Here is a 7,195-nt window from a genome sequence, read left to right on the forward strand (position 1 = left end):
TCAGGCGGGGCGGGTCAGGCGGGGCGGGTCAGGCGGGAACGACCTTCCTGACCGAACCGCCGATGCCCAGGACGTAGACCTCACCGCTGTGGTCCACCCCGAACCCGACGGGGCTGTCGACGTCGATGCCGAGGTCCGCGGCCTGGGTGACCTGGCCGTCCTGGACCAGGATGGCGCGCACGTCACCGCGGCAGAAGTCGGCGAACACGTAGGCGCCGGCGAGCTCGGGGATCGCCGTACCGCGGTACACCACTCCTCCGGTCACCGAGCAGTTGCCACCGCTGCGGGGATACTCGAAGACCGGTGGGACGTGGCCGGGGGCCGAGCCGCCACCCGGGCCGGGCTGCGTGCCCTCGAACACGGGCCAGCCGAAGTTGCTGCCCGCGCCGGTGCCGGCGGCGAGCCAGTCGATCTCCTCCACCGCGCCCTGTCCGACGTCACCGATGTAGAGGTCACCGGTGGCGTCGTCGAAGGAGAACCGGTAGGGGTTGCGCAGGCCGTAGGCCCACACCTCGGGGGCGCCGCCCTGTCCGTCGACGAAGGGGTTGTCCGGCGGGATGTCGTAGCCGTCGGCGGTGGGCGCGATGCGCACGAGGGTGCCCAGCAGGGTGAAGGGGTCCTGGCCGTTGTCGAAGTCGTCGTTGCTGCCGCCGCCGTCACCGAGGGACCACCACAAGTAGCCGTCGGGACCGAGGTGAAGGTCACCACCGTTGTGGTTCGACGCGGGCTGGTCGACACGGATCAGCTCGCGCCGGCTGGCCTCGTCGACGGAATCGCCGGTGATGGCGAAGGCGTCGATCACCGAGTCACCGGCGCGGTTGGTGGAGGAGACGTACAGCGTCTGGCCGTCGGCGGAGAAGTCGAACCCGAGCAGGCCGCCCTCGCCGCCGGTCCCGACGGTGCTGCGGATGTCGAGGACGGTCCGTGGTTGGGCGGTCCCGACGGTCCGGATGACCCCCGCGCGCTCGCCCACCCAGAGCTCCCCGGTGTCGGGACGGGGCCGCAGGCTCAGCGGGGCGGCGAAGGATCCCACGGTCTCCAGCGCGACGTCGGCGGCGGCCAGGTCCGGTCCGGGCAGCGGTTCCGGGGCGGGTCCCGGCGGTGTGTCGGGTGGCACCGCTGGCCCGATGGCCAGGACCGTGGCGCGTGCACCCTGGATCCACGACGCCGACGCCGCCGTCGGGCCGGTGTCGTCGGCGTACAGGATCGGCCGTGCCCCCTGGCTCGCCAGCGGGGCGGCGGCGAAGAGGTAGGCCCAGCTCGTGCCGGCGTACCCGTTGCCGACCGCGACCCCGTCACCCGCGTCGTCGCCCCACACCTCCTCGGCGATCGCCACGGCGGTCGCGTCCCGGGCCGGACCGGCGATCCGCCGCACCGGGGCGATCTCGGCCGCCGCCTGCTCGACGGCGACGGAGAGCGCCGCCTCGCCTCCGAGCAGGAGGATCTCCGCCGGGGCATAGCGGCGCAGCGCCTCGGCGGTCCGGTCGTCCAGGGCGTCGGTAGGCGTGACCAGGGTGCGGCTGTTCGTCAGCGCGCTCCACGACCCGATCGCCGCGGAGTCCGCCCAGTCGTCGTCGCGCACGAGGACCACGGTGTCGGAGACATCGGCGACGGCATCGGCGACCGCGACCGCGGTGTCGATGCGGGTCGCCCCGTCGAGACGGCGCACGCAGTACCCGAGCTCGACCACGGCCTGCTCGACCGCTGCGCTGACGGCGGCGTCGCCACCCGCCAGGTAGACCTGCGCGGGCCCGCCGACCTCGCACCGGCCGGGGCCGAGTGCCCGGCCGAGCTCGTCGAGCATCTCCTGCCGGGGCTGCGCGTCCGCACCGCCGGTGGTCAGCAGCAACGTGCCGAACCGGCCGACGAGCGCCGTGGCGGCGAGGTTGTCGACGAAGACGTCGTCGCGACCGATGACGGCGTGGGAGGCCATGCCGTCGTCATGGGCGGCCATGCTGAGCTGGACGGCGCCGATGACCGGGTCGGGATCGTCGCCGATCCGGCCGTCCTCCTGGGCGTCCGCGCGGCTGCCGACCAGCGGCAGGAGCAGCGTCAGGGCCAGCAGCGCGATACCGAGGGTGGTGCGCGAGGACATCGAGTGGGCAGGGCTCATCGTGGGGTCACCTCGTGGACTGGACCGTCAAGGGAGAGAACGTACAGGGCACCGTCGGCGCCCTCGCCGAACGCGACGGGGGACTGGACCGACAGGCCGGTGTCGACGTCGTCGACGACCGTGCCGTTGCGGTCGACGGCCAGCGCGAAGATGCGACCGTCGCAGAAGTCGGCGTAGAGGTAGGCGCCCTGCAACGCCGGGGCGTCGGGGCCGCGATACACCCGGCCGCCGGTGATCGAGCAGCCACGGCCGTGGGTGTAGGTGTGGATCGGTTCGACCGTCGGACCGTCCGCCTGTCCACCGTCGAAGGGCTGGTCGCCCTCACGGTGGGGCCATCCGTAGTTCAGGCCGGCCTGGCCGATGGGGACACGGTCGACCTCCTCGACGCTGTTCTGCCCCACGTCGGCGATCCACAGCGTGCCGGTCGGGACGTCGAAGGCGAACCGCCACGGGTTGCGCAGACCGTAGGCCCACACCTCCGGGGCACCCTCGCCACCGTCGGCCCACGGGTTGTCGGCGGGGATGCCGTAGGGATCGCCCCCGTCGGGGTCGATCCGCAGCATCGCGCCCAGCAGCGTGTTGGGACGCTGGCCGTTGCCGAACCGGTCATCGGCCGCCCCGCCGTCGCCGAGCGCCCACCAGAGGTTGCCGTCCGGTCCGAGCTGGAGGTCGCCGCCGTTGTGGTTGGACGCGGGCTGGGGGACGGTCAGGATGGTCCGCCGTTCGTCGGCGCGCAGGACGCCGTCGACGACGGGGGCAGCGGCCAGCACGTTGGCGCCGTCGGTGTCGGTGTAGGACAGGTAGAGGGTGTCGCCGTCGGCGGACCAGGCAAGGCCGAGGAGTCCGCGTTCCGAGCCGGTGGTGGTGTCGGAGGAGATGTCGATGATCGCGTCCCCGACGGTGCCGTCTGGCTGGAGGGGCACGACCCGCCCGGCCCGTTCGGCGACCCACAACGTGTCGTCGCCGGGCCGGATGGCCATGGCGATGGGTGCCGACAGCCGTGCGATCTCGACGAGGGCCAGGTCGACGCTGGCCGGGTCGGCGCCCGCCATGTCCTCGTCGGTGCCTGCCGGCGTTGGGTCCGGGCTGGCGGGGTCGGACGGGGTGGGGTCCGTGCCGACGGGGTCGGACGGGGTGGGGTCGGACGGCGTTGACTCGGACGCGGTCGGTTCGGTCCCTGGCGGGTCGGGGTTCGCGGTCGCTGCTGTGCTCGCCGGAGTCCGGGACGATGCGTCCACCGTGGGATCGACGGTCACGTCCGAGTCCTGGTCCGCGGTGCAGCCGGTCAGCAGCAGGAGGACGACGGCGGAGGCGAGGAGGCGCAGCACGGCGCTGAGCCTATGGGGGCTGGCGGGCGTCGGCAGTCGGGACCGTGACGACCTGCGAAACCCCGGTTGCCGTCACCGTGGGCTGGGCGTAGCGTTGTGCTCGTGGCCCACCTCGTGCACGTACCGACGACGACGCCGGAGCGATCCGGCGTGCACGTGTAGGCCACCAACCGACACACCACACCCCGGGTCACTGCCCGGGGTGTCGTCGTTCTGGCGATCCTCTCCCGGGTGGGACCGGGCCCACACAGAGGACGCCACCGTGAGCGCACACCCTGCCAGCCCACCCGCCCCCGTCAGCCGTTCCGCACCCGGGGGTGCGGCCGAGCTGCCCGACCATCGCCGCATCGGCCGCCAGCTCGGCGTGTTCGCCACCGAGGAGTCCGTCGGCGCGGGGCTGCCGCTGTGGCTTCCCGCCGGCGCCGCGATCCGGTCAGCGCTCGAGGCGTTCGTGATCGAGCTGGAGCGGCGCCATGGCTATCGGCACGTCCACACCCCGGTCCTCGGCAAGCGCGAGCTGTACGAGCGCTCCGGCCACTGGGCGCACTACCGCGACGACATGTACCCACCGATGGGGGTCGGCGAGGAGCAGGTCGTCCTGCGCCCGATGACCTGTCCCCATCACGTGCTGGTGTTCCAGGCCGAGCGGCCGGCCCTTGACGAGCTGCCCTACCGCCTCGCCGAGCTCGCCCCGATGTTCCGGTACGAGCGCTCGGGCGTGGTGGGAGGGCTGTCCCGCACCCGGCAGATGACCCTGTCCGACGGCCACGTCTTCTGCACCCCCGAACAGATCCACGACGAGATCAGCGACATGCTGGCCATGGTGGGCGACGCCTATGACACCCTCCGCATACCGCGGCCACGGTTCCGGTTGTCGCTGCGCGACGACGGACCGAAGTTCGTGGACGACGACGAGCTCTGGGCTCGCAGCGAGGACGCCCTGCGAAGCGTCCTGCGAGCCCACGACGTGGACGTCGTCGAGGCGCCGGGCGAGGCGGCGTTCTACGGGCCGAAGATCGACCTGCAGGTCACCGACCCCCGGGGACGCGATGAGACCCTTTCCACCATCCAGGTCGACTTCCACCTCCCGGAGCGGTTCGACCTCGTGGCCCGGCGCGGCCCCGAACGCGTCCGACCCGTGATGATCCACCGGAGCATCGCCTCGACCATGGAGCGCATGGTCGCCCACCTGCTGGAGGTGCACGACGGCGCGCTTCCGCCGTGGCTGGCCCCGGTGCAGGTCCGAGTGCTGCCGATCCAACCGCTGCCCGAGGGCCACCTTGCCGCGGTCCGGGACGCGTTCTTCCGTCGAGGGCTGCGGGTGGACGTCGACGGGCGCGACGCGACCCTCGGTGCACGGATCCGCCAGGCCAGGCTGGACCGGGTGCCGTGGACCGCGGTGATCGGTCCCCGCGAGGCGGCTGGAGGGACCGTCGCGTTGCGCTTGCGGTCGGGTGAGCAACGCCCACCTGCGGCGTTGGCGTCCGTCGCCGATGCCCTCGGCGCACTCGTCGACCAGCGCTCCCCCGACCTGTGGCCGGGTTGAACGGCCCGGCTGGTCGAGTTGGGGGGCCCTGTGCCTCGCCAGTGGCAACGGGCGTGCCCGTCGAGGCACCCAAGCACGATCCCGGGAATGGTCACAGGCGCTCTGGACCGGGTGCCGAGCAACCTGGCCGGACACGCCACAGGTGTCGGTCGCACCTTGCAGCGACAGCTGGACGGCACCACGGTCGGTTCCGGGCGGACTGCCGGTCGTCATGCCTCGAGGGACTGTCCACAGGTCGCCGGGTCGGAATCGACCGTCGCGCGTGTCGGGTTGTTGCCCACTCCAGACCGCCGTGGATGACAGTGTCCATCAGCAGCCACGAAGCGGAGACGATCACCACTGACGAACCGTCAGAAATGCGGTTGAGCTGGGGAAACACCAGTTCCGAGACCGTCGAGGCGGTATACTCGAACACACGATCGAGACATGGTGAGAGGTGGGGTTCGGGGTATGGGGTCAGGGGTGGTGGAGGCGGGTGAGGTGACCGAGCTGGTCACCCACCTGCATGTCCTTGCCTCCCGGTTCGACCCCGATGCCATCCCCGCCCGTGACGTCGCCGGGCTTGTTGCCGACCTGGGTCGTGCCGGCCGGATCGTTGACGGGATGCTCACCCGGGCTGCCCGCCGGACCACCGAGGCCGACGCCCACGAGGCGGCTGGGGTGAGGGATGCGGTGACGTTGATCGCCACCGCCACCGGCACCACCCCCGCGGCGGCCAGGAAGATGCTGCGCACCTCCGCACAGCTGGTCGACCAGCCGGAGGTGGACCGGGCCGTGACCGACGGGACCCTGTCGACCGATCAGGCGGTGGTGGTGTCCGAAACCGTCGCTGATGCACCCGATCGTGCGGGTGAGCTGATCGTGGACGCCGCCTCGCAGTCGTTGCCGGAGCTGCGGAAGAGGGCGCGTGACATCCGTACCGCTGCTGATCCGGATCGGGAGGCGACCCGACGTCGGCATCTGGCGCGGCGGGCGTTTCGGTCGTGGACGGAGACCGATGGCGAGTGGAAGGCGTTCCTGCAGGCCCCCGGTGACCTGGGTGCCCGGATCGAGGCGGCGTTGCGGGGTGAGCACGATGCGGTGTTTCGTGCCGCCCACGCCGCCGGCCGGCGGGAGGACGATGCCTGCTACCGCTTCGACGCCCTCCTCAACCTGCTCGACCACCCCACCACCGGCTCGACCACCATGGCCCCGCCGTCTGATTCGTCGGAGGGCGGCCCGACTGGCGACAGCCGAACGGCCGCCACGAACGCGCCGATCCAGTCGACGCTCGTCGGGACCACCGACGACGGTGACACCGACACACGAACCCCCGGCAGCACGAACCCGAACGGCGACCCCGCCGGCACAACGAGACCGGACAGCGACGACTCGGACAGTCATGACGGCTCGGCCCCGACCACGAGCGATCCCGACGCCGGACCGCTCGGCCATCCGCCACAGCGACATCGACCCTCCGGCAGGCAGACCAAGGTGATCATCCGCGTCGACGGCTCCGCCCTCGTCCGCGGCGAGCTCGTCGACGGCGAGATCTGCGAGATCGCCGGCATCGGCCCCGTCGCACTCTCCGCAGTCCGCGAGCAGATGCTCGATGCCCACATCGCCTACGTCATCACCAACGCCACCGACGTCACCGTCGCCCACCTCGGCCGACAGGTCACCGCCAAACAACGCACCGCACTCCACGCACGCGGCTACCAATGCGAGGTACCCGGCTGCACCGCCGACCACCTCCTTGAGATCGACCACGTCACCGGATGGGCCATCACCCGAACCACCAAGCTGTCAGACCTCGCCTGGCTCTGCGCGACCCATCATCGGGACAAGACCAGACGCAACCACCAGCTCCACGGCCCACCCGGACAACGCATCTGGACCACCGACACTGGCGTGGAGATCAGCCGCGACCCACCCCTCGCCGCCTGACGAGGCGGGCCCCATCGCAAGCGACTGAACCCGTCCGTCACAACGCGACCACAGAGATCGCCGTCCAGCAGTCAGCGCCCGGATCACGACAGGCCCGACCCACCCTGTTGTCGCTGCGAGGTGCGACCAACGGAACCCGGTCGAGCCCCCCCCTGCCGCGTGCCCCGGCTGGGCGCGCTCCACACCGCTGTCGCTGCGAGGTGCGACCCACGGCACCCGGTCGAGCACCCACCCCCCCTGCCGCGTGCCCCGGCTGGGCGCGCTCCACACCGCTGTCGCTGC

4 protein-coding genes are annotated in these 7,195 nt (G+C 72.0%); 2 read left to right on the forward strand and 2 right to left on the reverse strand.

What is annotated here, in order from left to right:
- Positions 1-28: 28 nt before the first annotated feature.
- Together CUC05_RS21630 and CUC05_RS21635 are read right to left on the reverse strand one after the other, a co-directional pair.
- Entirely contained in the window at positions 29-2,113 is a 2,085-nt protein-coding gene (locus CUC05_RS21630; RefSeq protein ID WP_108668225.1) for a PQQ-dependent sugar dehydrogenase, read from the reverse strand.
- Positions 2,110-3,441, reverse strand: a complete 1,332-nt coding sequence (locus CUC05_RS21635; RefSeq protein WP_108668226.1) for a PQQ-dependent sugar dehydrogenase — start codon at positions 3,439-3,441, stop codon at positions 2,110-2,112. The genes CUC05_RS21630 and CUC05_RS21635 overlap by 4 nt, the downstream gene beginning before the upstream one ends.
- A gap of 262 nt (positions 3,442-3,703) precedes the next feature.
- On the opposite strand from CUC05_RS21635, the gene thrS reads away from it, so the two are divergent.
- Positions 3,704-4,987 (forward strand): threonine--tRNA ligase, encoded by a 1,284-nt coding sequence (thrS, locus tag CUC05_RS21640; protein WP_205712480.1) that lies wholly within the window; start codon positions 3,704-3,706, stop codon positions 4,985-4,987.
- 450 nt (positions 4,988-5,437) lie between these two features.
- A complete protein-coding gene (locus CUC05_RS21645) occupies positions 5,438-6,913 on the forward strand; it encodes an HNH endonuclease signature motif containing protein (protein ID WP_108668227.1) in 1,476 nt (491 codons plus the stop codon).
- Positions 6,914-7,195 lie beyond the last annotated feature (282 nt).

This window comes from Euzebya rosea (assembly GCF_003073135.1).
Taxonomy (GTDB): Bacteria; Actinomycetota; Nitriliruptoria; order Euzebyales; family Euzebyaceae; genus Euzebya; species Euzebya rosea.

Coding starts and splice junctions, on each gene's coding strand:
- CUC05_RS21645 (WP_108668227.1), top strand. CDS start 5,438: ATGGGGTCAGGGGTGGTGGAGGCGGGTGAGGTGACCGAGCTGGTCACC.
- CUC05_RS21630 (WP_108668225.1), bottom strand. CDS start 2,113: ATGAGCCCTGCCCACTCGATGTCCTCGCGCACCACCCTCGGTATCGCG.